Consider the following 16,332-nt stretch of genomic DNA (forward strand, 5'->3'; position numbering starts at 1 on the left):
CATCATCCGTTCTCGTTTTACCCCCTGTAGGAGGCCAGCCCCCTGGCCGATTGGGGCATCACCACCACCCCATCGCGCAGGGGCTGCGCTCCTACAGGGACATGCCACCGCCATACGAGCAGCCAGCGCGCGGGCCGCCACGGCGTGATCCATTCCATTTCGTCATCCGTCGTCGTCTCGCCTTCTGTAGGAGGCCAGCCCTCTGGCCGATTGGGCATCACCAGAACCCCATCGCTCAGAGGGCTCAGCGCCTACAGGGGAGATTTTTCATGGTCCTGGAGCTCGGCGCGGAGTTGTTCGATTTCGGCCATCAGGGTTTCGTGTTCGACGCGCTTGCGCTGGAGCAGGCGGTAGGCCAAGCGGGCCTTTTCGTGAAGCCCGCTCGGGGTGAGTTTGTACAGATAGGCCGAGCGGTTGTCGGAGCGGCGGAAGTTCTGTGCCTTGACCCACCCTCGATCCAGCACGGCCTTGAGGGCGTAGTGCGTCTTGCCGACCGACAGGCCCAGCGCTCGAGCAAGCTGGCGCTGGCTCATGTCCGGTTCGCGCTCCAGCAAGCGGAGCACTGCCAGATGAAGATCCTCGTCAATCAATGAATCATCCTGCCAGCCGGTAGCGTGTGGGAACGGTACGAGACAGCGCGACGCGACCGGGCTTTCGCATGCCCGGCCCGTCGCCACTTGGGTTGGGCCTGGCGTTCACGGGGTGAACAATTTCCGGATTCGATCACATCCGGGCGTCACATCGCAACGAGGCGCGGGCGCAAACCGTGAGCGCGCGCCTACCCTTCAAGCTCTGGGATGACGAATCCGCGCACCCGGCGGATCAGTTCGGCTCCGGCCGGCGGCTGCGAGCGTTGCTGACGAACTCCCAGAAAAACGCCGCGAAGAGCCCGAGCATTCCCCCAAGCACCACAGACAGCGCGACGATTAGCGAGCGGCCAGGGCCCACTGGACTGTCAGACTCCCTGGCAACGAAGGTTTCTTCCATCTCGCGGCTCATCGCCTGGATCGTCTCGGCCTTCGATCGTGCATCCACTCGTTGTTTGCGCAACTCGGCAAGCTCCCTCCGGATATCGCTAACGCGCTGCGCCATAATCAGACCGGCTACGTCTTCCCTTTCGTCAAGACGCTCACGCAATTCATCGAGGTCGTCCTGCAAGATGGCAATCTGTTCATCAAGTAGTTCCATGCGGCTGTAATGGGGCCTCAGACTCGCTGCCAGGCTTTCGTCAAAGCGCACACCCAGCCACTCACTCAAGGCCGCAACCACCTGACGATGCAGGTCTGCCACTTGGTTCGCGCGATCGCGCGTACTCTTCGAGGTCAGCGTCAGGCTGTACTCGGAGCCCTCTGCAGAAACACGAACCGCTGGGGCACCTTGCTGCCCGTGATCGAGCGCTGCGCGTTGCTGCGGGATCAATACATCCTCAAGCCTTTCAATCACCTTCCCCCTCGAGACCACATCAACGGTCCCGGGAGAAGCCTCATTGGCCAACTCCGAGTAGACCCCCGGAAGATCGACACCGGACCTGTATTCGTACTCAACCGGCTGCATAAATGCGTACACCGCACCCAAAACAACCGTGAGTACAGCCACACCCAGGATCAACAGCAAACGACGCATCACCACGTCGTACAGGTCATAAAGGCTGATTTCGTCGTCGTAGGGGCGGGCTTGTGGCCCTGCGGAATCCGTCATGAGTACGTGTCAGGTCTCGTCTGGTCGTATACACGTTTTCGAAACAAATCGGGGCGTTCATGCTGCCAGGCCTTGAGGGTTTCCACCGGTGTCCGATGCCCCAGCGCCTTCTGTCCGATGTGATGGTTGTACAGCCGCTGGTAGTGTCGCAGGGCTTCGTCCAGGTGCTGGCCGGAGTCGAAGTGGCGGGTGCGCAGCAGATCGGCGATGCGCCCGTTGAAGCGTTCGACCATGCCGTTGGTCTGAGGCCGCTTGGGCCGGATCAGGCGATGCTCGATCCCGTGCTCGGCACACAGCCGGTCGAAGGGGTGATGCCCCGTCGGCTCGCGCTCGCCGGTCGCGGCAAATCGGTCCGTGAACTCCTTGCCGTTGTCGGTGACGAGGTGGGTGATCTGGAACGGCGCTTTCTCGAGAAGCTTCTTCAGAAAGCCGCGCGCGGCCTCGGCGCTCTTGGTCCGTCGCACATCCAGGTAGACCCAGCGGCTGGCGCGGTCGATGGCCACGAACAGGTAGCCCCGCGAGGCCTGGTCCGCCATCTGCGGCAGGTACTTCACATCCACATGCACAAAGCCCGGTACATAGTCCTTGAACGGCTTGTGGGCCGGCTCCTCGGGCTCTCCATCCCGTTCCCGCTGCAGGGCCCGCAGGTCGCCCACGCCGTGCCGGCGCAGGCAACGCGCCAGAGCCGCACGGCTCAGCTCCGGGTTCAGAAACTCGCGCGCCACGATCAGCAGGTCATCCAGCGACAGCAGGGCCACTTCTCGGACCTGGACCACGATCGCTTCCTGCTCCGGTGTCAGGGTGGTATGCAGCCGTTGCGGGCAATGCGAGCGGTCTTCGACCTCGTTGCGGTAGCGCCACTTGCGCACGGTCATGCGGGTAATGCCGTAGCGCCGGGCCAGCTCGGGATCGCTCACGCCCGGCGGTGCTTCCTGCAGCTCCCGCCGGATCTGGGGGGTGGTGCGTGCGTTCGAATGGATCGTACTCGCCATGCTATCCGTCCTGCGTGGACCCGCCGCACACGATACTCAGCCACTCCCGGGCACGAAACAGGGGTGCCTTCTCGTGCGGTATAGAATCATCCGTTACCCAATAAGTACGTTCCTGTGTAGTCAATCATCCAGTAGCAAGCCGCTTACGCGTCTTAGGGGGCCACCCGGAATTCGGCCGCCCCAGGCTTCAGTGCATGGGGGCTCATGCGGCCAGGCGTTCCCGTATCGCCGGAAGGGCCACCCTGACAACAACCGCCTGCAACCAACAAGCGCCGCGATTGGACCACGCACCACCCCTACCCGCAAGCCAGCCCCGGTAGGAGCCCGCTTGCAGGCGAACGCTCCTGCCCACGTTGGGGCTGGCGTAGCTTCGTGCCAAGGGCTGGCTTTGGCGGGGGCTTCGCGAGCAAGCTCGCTCCCACAGGTTGTTGGCTGGGTTCTAGTTAGTCGCTGTTGAAGAGGTCGCGGGTGTAGATTTTGTCGGTCTGGTCGCGGATGTCATCGGTGATGCGGTTGGCGACGATGACGTCGCTGATGCGCTTGAACTCGTCGAGGTCGCGGATGACGCGGGAGCGGTAGAAGTCGTCTTCGGGCAGCTCCGGCTCGTAGACGACGACCTCGATACCCTTGGCCTTGATGCGCTTCATCACGCCCTGGACGGCGGAGGCACGGAAGTTGTCGGAGCCGCTCTTCATCACCAGCCGGTAGACCCCGACCACCCTGGGCTGGCGCTTGATGATCGCATCCGCGATGAAGTCCTTGCGCGTCCGGTTGGCGTCCACAATGGCCTTGATGATGTTGTTGGGCACCTCGTCGTAGTTCGCCAGGAGCTGCTTGGTATCCTTCGGCAGGCAGTAGCCGCCAAAGCCGAACGACGGGTTGTTGTAGTGGCTTCCGATACGCGGGTCCAGACAAACGCCATCGATGATCTGGCGGGTGTCCAGACCGTTGGCCTCGGCGTAGCTGTCCAGTTCGTTGAAATAGGCCACCCGCATGGCCAGGTAGGTGTTGGCGAACAGCTTGATCGCCTCGGCCTCGGTGGAGTCGGTGAAGACCATGGGGATAGCGTCGTCGACCGCGCCTTCCGCCAGCAGGTTGGCGAATGCCTTGGCCCGGTCGGACCGCTCGCCGACGATGATGCGGGAAGGGTGCAGGTTGTCGTACAGTGCCCGGCCCTCGCGCAGGAACTCCGGCGAGAACAGGATGTTGTCGGTCTCCATCTGCGCGCGGATCTCGCGCGTGTAGCCCACCGGCACGGTGGATTTGATGACCATCGTGGCGTGCGGGTTAATGGTCAGCACGTCGCGGATCACGGATTCGACGGTGCTGGTATTGAAGTAGTTGGTCTGCGGGTCGTAGTCCGTGGGCGTGGCGATGATGATGAAGTCCGCGCCCTCGTAGGCCGCCTGCTTGTCCAGCGTCGCCTTGAGGTTCAGCGCGCGGTTCTCGAGGAAATCCTGGATCTCGGCATCGATGATCGGGGACTGCCGGCGGTTGATCTGCTCTACCTTCTCCGGCACCACATCCAGCGCGACCACCTCGTGGTGCTGCGCGAGCAGGACGGCGTTGGAAAGCCCGACATAGCCGGTTCCGGCGACTGCGATTTTCATCCCTTGCTTCCTTTCTGTCTGGATCTTTGTGTCTGCGTTTGCGGTCGCCCCGAACCCGTAGGAGCCGCCTTGGTGGCGAAGCCCCTGCCAGGGTCCGGCTTTGGCAGGGGCTTCGCCTGCGAGCAGGCTCCTACAGGGGGGCTGAACCACCGCACGCGATTATTCAGGGCCCGAGGATACTGGGGCGGCGTGAACCATGATGCGATCGGGGGCACGAAAGGCTAACGGCCTGCTTACCCCGCGAACCGTTCTTGCGGCGGGTGGTCGGCCGGGGTGTACTCGCGCACGACTGCCCGGATGGTGTGGCAGGCGCGCTCGGTATCCATTTTGCGGTCGGCCTGGTCCAGCTGGTTCAGGGCCGCCTGCAGGTCCTGTGGCGCGACGCAGTCCTCGCGGGCGCGCATGATCCGGGCATGCGCGGTGGGCTCGACGTTGTCGCCGATCAGCAACTCCTCGTAGAGCTTCTCGCCCGGGCGCAGGCCGGTGAAGACGATCTCTACCCCGTCCTCGGGCATGCCGTCTTCCTTCACCTGGCGTCCGTGCAGGCGGATCATGCGCCGGGCGAGGTCGATGATCCTGACCGGCTCGCCCATGTCCAGCACATAGACCTCGCCACCTTCCGCCATGGCACCGGCCTGGATGACCAGCTCGGCCGCCTCGGGGATGGACATGAAGTAGCGCGTGATCTCCGGGTGGGTCACCGTGACCGGCCCGCCGTCACGGATCTGCTGGTGGAACAGCGGCACCACGGAGCCGGAGGACCCGAGCACGTTGCCGAAACGCACCATGCTGAAGATCGTGCCGCGCCGCTCGCGGGCCCGATCCTGCAGGACCATCTCGGCCAGACGCTTGGTGGCTCCCATCACGTTGGTGGGACGCACGGCCTTGTCGGTGGAGATCAGGATGAAGCGTTCCACACCCGCGTTCAGCGCGGCTTCCGCCAGAACGGCGGTGCCAAAGACGTTGTTGCGCACGCCCTCGATCAGGTTGGACTCCACGATCGGCACGTGCTTGTAGGCCGCCGCGTGATAGAGCGTCTGCACGCCGTGTTCTTCCAGCACCGCGGCCACGCGCCGCGCATTGGCCACGGAGCCCAGGACGGCGTGGATCGCCGGGTAATGCTCCAGCTGTGCCGCAAGCTCCTGCATCTCGCGCTCGATGCTGTAGAGCGCGAACTCGTTGCGCTCGAACAGGATCAGCGCGGCCGGCTCGAGGCGGATAATGCGCCGGCAAAGCTCCGACCCGATGGAGCCACCCGCCCCGGTCACCATCACCACCCGGCCGCGCACACTGCGGGTGAGCAGCTCCGGGTCCGGCGGAACCGGATCCCGGCCCAGCAGATCGCCGATGTCGACGTCCTCCAGCTGCTCGAGGCTCGCGTGTCCGGAGACCACTGCCTCCATCGACGGCACGGTCTGCACGTACACCGGCAGCGGTTCCAGCTGCTCGAGGATGCGGCGGCGCTCCTGGCGCGTCGCGGACGGGATCGCCAGCAGCACGCGGCCGACCCGGAAGCGATTGACCAGACGCGCGAGGTGGGCCGGCTTGTGAACCGGAATTCCGTCGATCGAGCTGCCCTGCAGGCTGCGGTCCTCGTCCACGAACGCGACCACACGGAAGCGGCCTCCGGCCTTGAGCCCGGACAGCAACTGCACACCGGCCTCGCCGGCCCCGAACACGATCACCGGCTCGGCACCCGCCGACGCCTCGATGATGGAGCGATACCAGGTGCGCACCAGGAATCGGCTGCCACCGACGTAGATGAAGGCCACGATCGCGAAGTTGATCGGCACCGAACGCGGGAAGCCTTCCACCTGCGCCAGGGTTGCCGCGGCCCACAACACCAGCGCCAGGATCACCACACCGGATCCCACGGACCAGATCGTGCGCGACCCCATGAAGCGCACCACCGCCCGGTAAAGCCCCAGCTTCACAAAGAGCGGGATACCCAACAAGACCACCAGCGGGAACAGCCACCAGGTGTCCAGCATGATCGGCGGGAACGGCTCGGCCAGGCGGATCGCGAAGCCGGACCACAGCGCCAGCGGCAGCATCACGACATCCGCCAGCACCATGAGCCAGCGCTTCTGCGAGCGCGGCAGGTTGAGCAACCTTTCCAGGCTCCTGCTCAGCATGAGCTGCAACACCCTTTACGCATTGGCCGTCCGGCTCCGATCTCCACCAAGACCACCCGGATACAGTACATCAAGCGCACATCCCGAGGGCCACCGCGATCCGTCACGGCCCGCGGAGCATAAGCAACCCCTGATAAAAATGCACCCCGACTCCGTGATCCACATAATGGGAGCCTGCTTGCAGGCGAAGCCCCCGCCCGCGCTGGGAAACCAACCTCGGGCAGGAGCTTCGCTGCCAAGGCGGCCCATTCGGGGCTGCCCCAACGCGCGACCATCTTCCTGCTCTGGCAGGGGCTTCGCGGCCAAGGCCGCTCCCACAGTTGACAGAACCCAGGGTCCCGCTGTGGGAGCGGGCTTGCCCGCGAAGCCCCTGCCGAAGTCGATTCAGCCCCTCACTCCAACCAGATCGCATCCCACAGCGGATATTGGCCCAGATTACTCACCAGCCCAGCCCGTAGAGGATTAGCCACCACGTAACGCGCGACGGCCTGCAGGTCCTCTTCCCGCCGCAAGGCGCGGTCATGGAAACTCGGCTGCCAAACCCGGCAAGGTCGGCCACGCAACTGCCCGATTCGGCGAGTCGCGGAACCCTTCACCTTCTGCACAACGCGGGAGAGATCCCCAGCTTCGAGCTGCATCAACCAGTGCAGATGGTCCGGCATCACCACGAAGCAAAGCGTACTCGCTTCGCCTTCCAGTTCACTCAGCGCATGGACGCAACAGCGCCCATGCTCGAACCGAGAGAACCAGCCGTACCGATCGGCACATACCGCCGTGACCAGGTAAACCCTTCCGTGCTCGTTAACCCGCCCAAGCCGCAGCCGGTGGGATCGTGCCTTCCGTGGCATTCGAGCCTCCCGAGATTGTTACCACTCCATAGTTCTGTGGGAGCGGGCTTGCCCGCGAAGCCCCTGCCCGGATCCGACTTTGGCAGGGGCTTCGCGGCCAAGGCCGCTCCCACGGTGCACACCCACCAAAAAAACCGTCTCGCCCGTTCGAGCTAGGTGCGTTGTTCAGCCCAATGAGCGAACTGGGTGTACACCTGAAGGGCTGGCGTGACCGCGTCGATGACCCGCTCCAGATCGATCGTGTCGTACAGGTGTGTAAGGACGTTGCGCATCGCGCAGGCGTCCATCAACTGCTCGGCCAGTGTCTCCTCGAGATCAAGACGATCGCGAAGGGTCTCGAAAACGTCGCGTTAGGGAAACACTGATCCATGTACACGCTCGCGCTCCAGTCGCTTTTGCGTGCGAACAAGGCGCGGTGACCGCCGTGCAGTCATTCTGCACAAGGGACCCGCAACGCCGTTCCCGCGCAAAAGCGGCCGAGCCCCTTCGGGGTTGGCACCCCAGGTTCCCCGATCCTGCGTTGCGGCCCTTGCCGGTAGAACCACTACCGGCTGCGCACCGCGCCTGGTCTCGGAAAACCTGGGGTGCCAACGCGAGCGTGTACATGGATCAGTGTTTCCCTGGGTCGCGGCGAGGCGATAGCCATCACGGCGCAACAGCTGCAGACCGATGTCGGCAGAAGACTCACACAGGAGTTGGAGCAGGCGCTCGATGGCGTAGTGTTCGCGACGCTGCTGGCGGGGTTCCAGGGCACTGTATTGCTCAAGGTCCGACAGGAACTGGCGCAACATCGACAACTTGCGCTGCATCACCTCGGAGGTATCAGGCGACATCCGAACCCTCTGTCTGGTGGCGCTGGAACAGGACAGAATCCGCGTGCAGGAAAAACGCACGGTCCTGCTCCGCATGGAATCGCCCTTCACGCTCCTCGAACAGGCATTCGCCATCGCGGAACACCTCGAAGCGGGTGACGGGCGACACACGATCCGAAAGGAGCAGAAGATCGACCGGCACGGGTTCGAAGATCGCTTCCAGTTCTCGTTGCCACCGTCCCTGCGTCATCAGGTCCGGCATTGCCTGCGGTTCGACGGCCAGATCCACATCCCGCCCGTGCCCTTCCCGTGCTACGGACCCGAACAGGATCACCAGTCGCCATTGGTGCCGGGCGGCGAGTTCATTGATGCGGCTGATCCGTTCCGGCTGAAGCATGGGAATCACGATTCGAGGCTAAGTCGTATCGTCAGAGTAGCAAACGCGCGGTCGCTTATCCTCGGCGTTGCCGTGATGAGCCTTGTGGGGGCAGTTTTTTCAGACCAGATCTGTGGCATCTATCCCGTGGGAGCGGCCTTGGCCGCGAAGCTCCTGCCCGGGTCCGACTTTGGCAGGGGCTTCGCGGCCAAGGCCGCTCCCACAAAACAACCCCCACAAATCCACTCCGACCAGACTACTTCCTCCAGCCCAATCCTACAGGTGGGCTGATCAGGCGAGGAGCTGGGCGAGGTCGTCGGGGCCGAGGATGGGGATTTCGAGGGATTCGGCCTTGGTGACCTTGGAGCCGGGGTCGGCGCCGGCGATGACGGCGGTGGTCTTTTTGGAGACGGAGCCGGTGACCTTGGCGCCGCGGGCCTCGAGGGCGGCCTTGGCTTCGTCGCGGGTCATGGTGTCGAAGCTGCCGGTGAGGACGTAGGTGTTGCCGGCCAGCGGGGCCGCGTCGCCCGACTCTGCCGCTTGTGGCCGGGGCGGATCGGGCCAGTGGACGCCGGCGTCGCGCAGGGCCTGGATCACGTCGCGGTTGTGCGGCTCGGCGAAGAAGTTGGCGATGTGCTCGGCGACGATGGGGCCGACGTCCGGGACCTCCTGCAGAGCCTCGGCATCGGCCTGCATCAGTGCGTCGAGATTGCCGTAGTACGTGGCCAGGTTGCGGGCGGTGACCTCGCCCACCTCGCGGATGCCGAGGGCGAAGATGAAGCGCGCAAGCGTCGTCTCGCGCGCCTGTTCCAGGGCGTGGACGAGGTTGGCCGCGAGTTTGGGCCCTACCCGCTCCAGCGCCTCCAGGCGCTCGGCGTCCAGCGCGAACAGGTCGGCCGGGCTTTGCACGATGCCGCCGTCGGCCAGTTGCTCGATGATCTTCTCGCCGAAGCCCTCGATGTCCATCGCGCGGCGCGAGACGAAGTGCTTGAGCGCCTCGCGCCGCTGTGCGGGGCAGACCAGCCCGCCGGTGCAGCGGGCCACGGCCTCGCCCTCCGGGCGTTCGATGTGCGAGTCGCACTCCGGGCAGGTTGCCGGCATCTCGATCGCGCGGGTATCCGCCGGCCGTTCGCCGCCGGCACGGCCGACCACCTCGGGGATCACGTCGCCGGCGCGGCGCACGATCACGCGGTCGCCGATGCGCACATCCTTGCGCGCGATCTCGTCCATGTTGTGCAGGGTGGCGTTGCTGACCATCACGCCACCCACCAGCACCGGCTCCAGGCGCGCCACCGGCGTCAGCGCGCCGGTGCGCCCCACGCGGAATTCGACATTGCGCAGCGTGGTGGTGCGTTCCTCCGCCGGGAACTTGTGGGCGATGGCCCAGCGCGGCGCGCGCGAGACGAAGCCCAGCGCCTGCTGGTCGGCCAGGGCATCCACCTTGTACACGATGCCGTCAATCTCGTAGTCCAGCCCCGCGCGCCGGGCGGCGAGCCGTTCGTAGTAGTCGAGACAGGCCTCTACACCCTCCAGCACCTCCCGCTCCGGGCAGGCCGGGAAGCCGAGCTCCCGCAGCCAGTCCAGCGTGCTGGACTGGGTGTCCGGCAGGGTCCCGCCCTCGACGAATCCCACGGAGTAGGCGAAAAAGCTGAGCGGCCGGCGCGCGGTCACCTGCGGGTCCAGCTGGCGCAGGCTGCCGGCGGCGGCGTTGCGCGGGTTCATGAATCCGCGCTGGCCGTCGGCCTCCAGGCCGGCGTTCAGGCGCTCGAAGTCGGCGCGGCGCATGAACACCTCGCCGCGCACCTCCAGCACCTGCGGGGCGTCGTCGGTAAAGCGGTCGCCCAGGTGCAGTGGGATCGGACGCACGGTGCGCACGTTGGCGGTCACGTCCTCGCCGGTCTCGCCGTCTCCGCGGGTGGCGGCCTGGACCAGACGCCCATTCTCGTAGATCAGGCTGATGGCGAGCCCGTCCAGCTTGGGCTCGGCCATATAGGTGACGGCGGCCTCGCTGCGTGCCGGATCGCCGGTCTGCTTCGCCAGGCGTTCGCGCACGCGGCGGTCGAAGTCGCGGATCTCTTCCGCCTCGAAGCCATTGGCCAGCGACAGCATCGGCAGACGGTGCCGCACCGTGGCGAAGCCCTCGGCCGGCGCGGCCCCGACGCGCTGGGTAGGCGAGTCGGGGGTGACGAGATCGGGGTGCTCCGCCTCGAGCTGCTCGAGTTCGCGCATCAGCGTGTCGAACTCGGCGTCCGAGACTTCGGGATCGTCGAGTACGTAGTAGCGGTAGTTGTGGTGCTCGATCTGCCGGCGCAGCGCGTCCACGCGCGCCGCGGCAGCCGCCGAATTCTGCCCGGCCGGCGTACCCGACGGGCTCATCGCGTGCTGCGCCGGCGCAGCACGTCCGGGCGGTGGCGGCGCAACCAGTCGTTCAGGTCCTCGCGCATGTAGGCCAGGGTCTGGTTGGTCGCGGTGGACTGCTGCGCGTCCAGGATGCTGCCGCCCAGGTCGCGCGCCAGCACATGGGCATGCTCCAGCAGCGCCTCGAAGGCCCGCTGCGGCTCGGCACTGCGATGCACCTGGGTGAACAGCGTGACGCCGGGTGTCATCATGTCCGCCAGGTCCTCCTCGCGCAGGGTGCCCGGCGGCACCATATTGGCGGCGGAGAACAGCGGCACACGGTTGTCCGTCTCCGGTTCCTGGAAGTGGTAGATGTCCATCTCGCCGGGGGTCATGCCGGCGCGCTGCATGGCCGCGCCCAGGGCCACGCCGGTGAACGGCTTGTTGCGCGGGGCCACCACGTGCAGCAGCAGGATCTTCTCGTCGGTCGCGCGGCGCTCGGCCTTCGGATTGCGCCCGACCACGCGCGGCTCGGAGACATACTCGCCCAGGGTCTCCATATCCGGTGCCGGCTTCTCGATCAGGTCCGGGTCCACCTCGTGGTCCGGGTGCAGGTGCTCGCCCAGGGTGTCGTCGGCGCGTGCGGGCTTGAGCCGTTCCGGCCGCACACGCTCCATGCCGGCGCGCAGGCGGGCGCCCATGCCGCCGAGCGCCGCCCGCACACGCTCCACCGGCGCGCTCGCGCGGCCCTTGCGCCGGGTGTGCAACGGGCGGTCCTCCGGCGACGGCTCGAAGGCACCGTGCGGCGGGGGCGGCGTGGGCTCCTCGTCGCTGTCCAGCACGCCGTAGATATCCTGGGCGCGGTCGCCCCGGCGTCCGTAATCGGGCTCCAGGTCGGGTTCGTCGTCGCTGGCGGTCACGCCCAGGTGGGGCTCGTGGCGATCCTCGCGGGACGCGCCGGGGATGCGCGGTTCCTCGAATGCGGGCTCGCGCGCCCCGCCGGTGCGAACGCTGCCGGTATCCAACGGATCCCCCCAGCCCGCCTCCGGCTCGGAAACGCTGCCAGGCTCGGCCGGCTCGAACCAGCGCTTCTGCCCCGGCTGCTCACTGGCGCGGATATGCACGGCCTCGTCGCCCCAGTCCGCGGCATCGTCCTCCTCGTCGCGCGCTGCCGCGCGCGTGCGCAGGCGATGGCCAAGCCAGATCCCCGCGATCAGGACAATCCCCAGTATGACCAGACTGATGCGCATCCAATCCACGCAGTACCTCGTTGTGTTGCTGTTTTGTGCCGTGGGCTACCAGGGCGCAAAGCCCGCTAGAACACGCTGCGAAGCCCCCGGAGATTGCTTCGCTTCGCTCGCAATGACGGGGCGGTTCGTTCAGGCCTCCGCCAGCTCCACGGCCTCGTCGATATCGACGCTGACCAGGCGCGACACGCCCGGCTCGTGCATGGTAACGCCAATCAGCTGCTCGGCCATGGCCATGGTCGCCTTGTTGTGCGTGATGAAGATGAACTGGATCTGCTCCGACATCTCGCGCAGCAGATCACAGAACCGACCGACGTTGGCCTCGTCCAGCGGGGCGTCCACCTCGTCCAGCATGCAGAAGGGCGCCGGATTCAGCTCGAAAATCGCGAACACCAATGCCGAAGCCGTGAGCGCCTTCTCACCTCCGGACATCAGATGAATGGTGGACAGCCGCTTGCCGGGCGGGCGCGCCATGATGGTCACGCCGGTATCCAGCAGGTCGTCCCCGGTCATCTCCAGGCGCGCCTCACCGCCGCCGAACAGGCGCTGGAACTTGTGCCCCAACCCGGCATTCACCTGGTCGAAGGTCTGCTTGAACAGCGCGCGCGTCTCGCGGTCGATGCGGTGCATCGCCGCCTCCAGGGTCTCCAGTGCCTCGATCAGGTCGGCGTGCTGTTCTTCCAGGTAGCGCGAGCGTTCCTCCAGGCTGCGTGCCTCGTCGATGGCCGCGAGGTTGATTGGCCCCAGCTTTTCGATCTTGCGGTCCAGTTCGCCGATCGCCTGCTCCCAGGCCGGGACGGTGGCGTCCTCCGGTAGCTCGGGCGCAAGGGCCTCGGCGGCAAAGCCGGATTCCTGGAACTGGGTCTTCAGTTGTTCGATCTGCACCGAGCGCTCGCGCAGGTCCAGGCGCAGCTCCTCGCAGGTCGAGCGCTGCGCCTCCACGCGATTGCCGAGCTCGGTGCTGGCACCGGCCAGTTCGCGCAGCCGCGCGTCGCAGGCCTCCAGGTCGGCGCGCGCCCGGGTCAGGCGTGCCTCGGCCTCCTGGCGCTGCTCCGCAGCGGTCTGCAGATCCGTGCGCCACTGCTCCAGCGGGCCCTGTCGCTCGTGCAGCCCCTGTGCAAGGCGCTCGCGGCGCTGGGCGTCGTCCTCGCGCTGGCGCTCCAGACGCTCGCGCTCGTTTTGTTCGCGCTCCAGGCGGTGGCGCGCCTCCTGCTCGGCCATGCGCGCCTGGTTCGACGCGTCGCGCGCCGCGCGCAGCGCATCCCGGGCCTCGGCCTGTGCGGCGCGGGCCGCCTCGACGCGTGCCTCCAGCGCCGCGCGGTCGGCCTCCAGGGTCTCGATGCGCGCCAGCGCCTCGTTGCGCTCGGCCTCCGCGGTCGCGAACTGCTCGCGGGCACGCGCGGCCTCCTCGTCCAGCTCGCCGGCCTCGCGGTCGATGCGTTCCTGCTGCTGCTCGAGCTGCCGGGCCTGGTCACGCAGGCGCTGCACGCGGCGCTCGCGGTCGTCGATCTGGGCCTGCTGCTCGCGGATCTGCCCGTCCAGCGCCTCGCGCCGGGCGCGGGTGGTTGTGATGGTCTCGTTGCGCTCTTCCAGCGCAGCCTGCAGGCGGTTCACATCGGTCGCGAGTTCCTCCTGACGCTCCTGCAGCTCGCGCGCCAGACGCACCCGCGCGACCGCGCCGCTGGCCCCGCCCTCCAGCGTGCGATGCGCGACCCAGCCCGGGCCCAGCCAGGTGCCATCCGGGGTGATCACGCTCTCGCCCGGACCCAGCGTCGCCACCCGGGCGCGGGCGGTTGCGAGATCGTCCGCGCAGTGCACCGCGGCCAGCCAGGCGGTGACCACCGGCGAGCCCTGCACGCGGGCGGCCAGGCTGCCGGCCGGCGCCTGCGCGCCCTGCGGCACCTCGCCACCGACCAGGCGCAGCATGGCGTCGGGCAGATCCGGCGCGGCTTCGGCGTTGGCGGTCACGGCGGCCTCCAGCCAGGCCCCCAGCACCATCTCCACGGCGGTATCCCAGCCCTCGGCGACCTCCAGCTGCCGCACCAGCGGGCGCGACAGATCCAGCCCGTGTTCGCGCGCCCAGGCGTCGCGCCGGGCGCGGGTCTCCTGCGGGTCGTCCTCGCCGGCGAAGTGCTCCAGCCCCGCCAGACGCCCGGCGACCTCGCGCGCCTCGCGTTCGGTGGCGTGCAGGCGGTCCTGCTCCTCGCGCTGGGCCTGTTCCAGTTCGGCCAGCGCGTTCTGCTGCTGTTCGCGATCGCCCTGCAGGGCCTGCAGCCGCTCGCGCAGGCCGGCCAGTTCCGTATCCAGGCGGTCCGCCTCGGTACCCGGGTGGGTCTGCGGCAGGGCCGCGCGCTCGGCCTCGAGGCGCTCGCGGCGCTGGGCGACCCGCTTGAGCAGGTGCTCGGCGTTGTCCATGCGCGAACGCGCGAGCTGCGCGTTCTGGCGCGGCTCCGCCAGCGAGCGTTCCCATTCGGTGAGGGCCTCGCGCGCGGCCTGGTATTCGGTCTCGGCCTCTTCCGCGGCCGCCTCCAGACGCTCGCGCTCGGCCTCGGCGGTGGCAGTGGCCTGCTGGCGTTGCGCGCTCTCCTGCTCGGCCTGAGCGATGCGCGCCTCCACCGCCTGATGCTCGCCGGCGGCGGCCTCGATGCGGCTGTCCAGCTGGCGCAGCTCGGCCTGTTCGCGCGCCAGTTCGTCCTCGGCATGGCGAATGGACTGCTCCAGCCGCGAGACCTCGGCGGCGCGATCGTAGTAGGCACTCTGCGCCTGGGTGGTGGCGGCCTCCAGCTCAAGGCGCTCCTGACGCGCCTGTTCGGTGCCGGTCTGCGCCTTCTGGGCCTCGGCCTGCGCCTGGGCCAGCGCGGTCTCGGCATCGTTGAGCCGGGTGCGGCTGGCCTCCATCTCGCGTTCCTGCGCCTGCAGGCGCAGGAGGATGGCCTCGGCGCGCTTTTGCCGGCGTTCGGCCGCCAGGGCCTGATAGCGCTCGGCGGTGGCGGCCTGGCGGTTCAGGCGCTCGGCCTGCTTGGCCACCTCGTCGCGCACGTCGTCCAGGCGCTCGAGGTTCTCGCGGGTGTGGCGCACGCGGTTCTCGGTCTCGCGCCGGCGCTCCTTGTACTTGGAGATGCCGGCCGCCTCCTCCAGGTACACGCGCAGCTCCTCCGGCCGCGCCTCGATCAGCCGCGCGATCATGCCCTGCTCGATGATGGCGTAGCTGCGCGGCCCCAGGCCCGTGCCGAGGAACAGGTCTACCACGTCGCGCTTGCGCGCACGCTGGCCGTTGAGGAAGTACTTGGACTGGCCGTCGCGGGTCAGCGCGCGTTTGACGGCGATCTCGCCATAGCCGCTGTACTCGCCGCCCAGGCGGCCGTCGGAGTTGTCGAAGACGAGCTCGATGGAGGCCTGCCCCACCGGCTTGCGGCTGGAGGAGCCGTTGAAGATCACGTCCTCGCTGGAGTCTCCGCGCAGGTGCTTCGCCGAGGACTCGCCCATCACCCAGCGCACGGCGTCGATGGTGTTGGACTTGCCACAGCCGTTCGGCCCGACCACGCCCACCCGATTACCGGGCAGGACGAGGGTGGTCGGGTCCACGAACGACTTGAAGCCGGCCAGCTTGATTCGGGCGAGTCGCACGTTCGGCGCTATCCGCGGTCAGGGAACTCGGGGTTAGAATGGTACACGCTTACACCCTCAGAGTGACCCGCCCCCGAGCACCTGGCACCTGTCCCGCTGTAGGAGCCTGCTTGCAGGCGAAGCCCTGCACGTGTCCGGCTTTGGCGGGGGCTTCGCCTGCGAGCAGGCTCCCACAGGGGGCTGTCACACGCAGGGGCCATCCATTCAACGACGAGAGACGTAGATGCCCAGCCAGCCGAGCAAGACCCTGGAGACCTTCGACAATCCGGCGCCGGAGAACGACTTTGCGATCTATATCCGCGTACCGGAATTCACCTGCCTGTGCCCCGCGACCGGACAACCGGACTTCGCCGAGCTGCACATCCAGTATGTGGCGGACCAGAAATGCGTGGAGCTGAAGTCGCTGAAGAACTACATGTGGTCCTACCGGGATGAGGGGGCCTTCCACGAGGCCGTGACCAACCGCATCCTGGCCGATCTGGTGGCGGCGACCGACCCGCGCTACATGCGCCTGACCTCGTACTTCAACGTGCGCGGTGGCGTCTATACCACCGTGGTGTCGGAACACCGCAAGCCCGGCTGGACCCCGCCGGAGCCGGTGCAGCTGCCCTCGCCCACGCGCAGCCCGCTCGACATGAACGGCTGAGCTC

At 67.2% G+C, this 16,332-nt stretch carries 12 protein-coding genes; 1 reads left to right on the plus strand and 11 read right to left on the minus strand.

The window, feature by feature from the left end; genetic code table 11:
- Positions 1 to 251 precede the first annotated feature (251 nt).
- The 11 genes from H609_RS0100955 to smc form a co-directional block, all read right to left on the minus strand.
- Positions 252 to 590, minus strand: a complete 339-nt coding sequence (locus tag H609_RS0100955; RefSeq protein ID WP_018866789.1) for a MarR family EPS-associated transcriptional regulator — start codon at positions 588 to 590, stop codon at positions 252 to 254.
- A 232-nt stretch (positions 591 to 822) separates the two neighbouring features.
- Positions 823 to 1,698 carry a Wzz/FepE/Etk N-terminal domain-containing protein gene (locus H609_RS0100960; protein WP_028484081.1) on the minus strand — a complete coding sequence of 292 codons (876 nt, stop codon included), beginning with the start codon at positions 1,696 to 1,698 and terminating at the stop codon, positions 823 to 825.
- Positions 1,695 to 2,690: an IS481 family transposase gene (locus H609_RS0100965; RefSeq protein ID WP_028484082.1), complete on the minus strand. Its 996-nt coding sequence runs from the start codon at positions 2,688 to 2,690 to the stop codon at positions 1,695 to 1,697. Before H609_RS0100965 ends, H609_RS0100960 begins: the two co-directional genes overlap by 4 nt.
- A gap of 443 nt (positions 2,691 to 3,133) precedes the next feature.
- Positions 3,134 to 4,300 carry a nucleotide sugar dehydrogenase gene (locus H609_RS0100970; RefSeq protein WP_028484083.1) on the minus strand — a complete coding sequence of 389 codons (1,167 nt, stop codon included), beginning with the start codon at positions 4,298 to 4,300 and terminating at the stop codon, positions 3,134 to 3,136.
- Between the two features lie 233 nt (positions 4,301 to 4,533).
- Complete coding sequence (locus H609_RS0100975; RefSeq protein WP_028484084.1) at positions 4,534 to 6,435, minus strand: nucleoside-diphosphate sugar epimerase/dehydratase; 1,902 nt, start codon at positions 6,433 to 6,435, stop codon at positions 4,534 to 4,536.
- Between the two features lie 392 nt (positions 6,436 to 6,827).
- The gene (locus tag H609_RS0100980; RefSeq protein WP_028484085.1) at positions 6,828 to 7,283 is read right to left on the minus strand and encodes a transposase; all 456 of its coding nucleotides are present in this window, start codon (positions 7,281 to 7,283) and stop codon (positions 6,828 to 6,830) included.
- A gap of 152 nt (positions 7,284 to 7,435) precedes the next feature.
- Entirely contained in the window at positions 7,436 to 7,570 is a 135-nt protein-coding gene (locus H609_RS13590) for a DUF86 domain-containing protein (protein WP_231369946.1), read from the minus strand.
- Positions 7,571 to 8,105: 535 nt separating this feature from the next.
- A complete protein-coding gene (locus tag H609_RS0100990) occupies positions 8,106 to 8,492 on the minus strand; it encodes a nucleotidyltransferase family protein (RefSeq protein WP_028484086.1) in 387 nt (128 codons plus the stop codon).
- Between the two features lie 270 nt (positions 8,493 to 8,762).
- Complete coding sequence (gene ligA / locus H609_RS13265) at positions 8,763 to 10,847, minus strand: NAD-dependent DNA ligase LigA (RefSeq protein WP_038035975.1); 2,085 nt, start codon at positions 10,845 to 10,847, stop codon at positions 8,763 to 8,765.
- Entirely contained in the window at positions 10,844 to 12,058 is a 1,215-nt protein-coding gene (locus tag H609_RS0101005; RefSeq protein ID WP_028484087.1) for a cell division protein ZipA C-terminal FtsZ-binding domain-containing protein, read from the minus strand. Before H609_RS0101005 ends, ligA begins: the two co-directional genes overlap by 4 nt.
- A 129-nt stretch (positions 12,059 to 12,187) precedes the next feature.
- Positions 12,188 to 15,682, minus strand: a complete 3,495-nt coding sequence (smc, locus tag H609_RS0101010) for a chromosome segregation protein SMC (RefSeq protein ID WP_028484088.1) — start codon at positions 15,680 to 15,682, stop codon at positions 12,188 to 12,190.
- A 223-nt stretch (positions 15,683 to 15,905) separates the two neighbouring features.
- Between smc and queF the strand changes: the two genes are divergently transcribed.
- A complete protein-coding gene (queF, locus tag H609_RS0101015) occupies positions 15,906 to 16,328 on the plus strand; it encodes a preQ(1) synthase (RefSeq protein WP_018880488.1) in 423 nt (140 codons plus the stop codon).
- Positions 16,329 to 16,332: the final 4 nt, after the last annotated feature.

It is taken from the genome of Thioalkalivibrio sp. ALE17, assembly GCF_000425605.1.
GTDB lineage: Bacteria > Pseudomonadota > Gammaproteobacteria > Ectothiorhodospirales > Ectothiorhodospiraceae > Thioalkalivibrio.

Bases quoted from the DNA above. Each gene is read 5' to 3' on its own strand.
- H609_RS0100970 (WP_028484083.1), bottom strand. From the start codon at position 4,300: ATGAAAATCGCAGTCGCCGGAACCGGCTATGTCGGGCTTTCCAACGCC.
- H609_RS0100960 (WP_028484081.1), bottom strand. From the start codon at position 1,698: ATGACGGATTCCGCAGGGCCACAAGCCCGCCCCTACGACGACGAAATC.
- ligA (WP_038035975.1), bottom strand. From the start codon at position 10,847: ATGAGCCCGTCGGGTACGCCGGCCGGGCAGAATTCGGCGGCTGCCGCG.
- H609_RS0100965 (WP_028484082.1), bottom strand. From the start codon at position 2,690: ATGGCGAGTACGATCCATTCGAACGCACGCACCACCCCCCAGATCCGG.
- H609_RS0101005 (WP_028484087.1), bottom strand. From the start codon at position 12,058: ATGCGCATCAGTCTGGTCATACTGGGGATTGTCCTGATCGCGGGGATC.
- queF (WP_018880488.1), top strand. From the start codon at position 15,906: ATGCCCAGCCAGCCGAGCAAGACCCTGGAGACCTTCGACAATCCGGCG.
- H609_RS0100975 (WP_028484084.1), bottom strand. From the start codon at position 6,435: ATGCTGAGCAGGAGCCTGGAAAGGTTGCTCAACCTGCCGCGCTCGCAG.
- H609_RS0100990 (WP_028484086.1), bottom strand. From the start codon at position 8,492: ATGCTTCAGCCGGAACGGATCAGCCGCATCAATGAACTCGCCGCCCGG.
- H609_RS0100980 (WP_028484085.1), bottom strand. From the start codon at position 7,283: ATGCCACGGAAGGCACGATCCCACCGGCTGCGGCTTGGGCGGGTTAAC.
- H609_RS13590 (WP_231369946.1), bottom strand. From the start codon at position 7,570: ATGGACGCCTGCGCGATGCGCAACGTCCTTACACACCTGTACGACACG.